Origin of the sequence: Parvimonas sp. M20, assembly GCF_035282425.1 — a bacterium.
In the GTDB taxonomy this organism is placed as follows: Bacteria; Bacillota; Clostridia; order Tissierellales; family Peptoniphilaceae; genus Parvimonas.
Map to the genome: position 1 here is coordinate 1 of NZ_JAYKBQ010000157.1, position 275 is coordinate 275.

A 275-nucleotide genomic window follows, 5' to 3' on the forward strand; every position below is an offset into this window, starting at 1 on the left:
GAGCCCGACGGCGGGATGACGGCTGCGCTTCCCGGCGCCGCCCATGTTGTAGCCGTTGGAGTCGAGCTTTTGGTCGACCGAGATGGAGAAGTCGCGGATGTCCGCGACGGTCGTTCCACCGGTAGCGAGCGCGGTGCTCGTCGGCACGGTGATGACGCCGCCGACGACGAGGCCAGCGCCGACGAACGTGAACAGCTCGGAGGCCGCGGCGTAGGACGGAACGGCGTACGTGGGAATCGTGTCGATCTCCCGGGCGGTCCACGACGAGCTCAGCT

At 68.4% G+C, this 275-nt stretch carries 1 protein-coding gene; it reads right to left on the reverse strand.

Going from position 1 to position 275, the window contains the following annotated elements; all coding sequences use genetic code 11:
* The coding region (locus tag VJI93_RS08800; protein WP_324009322.1) for a hypothetical protein at positions 1-275 on the reverse strand (275 nt) is incomplete at both ends.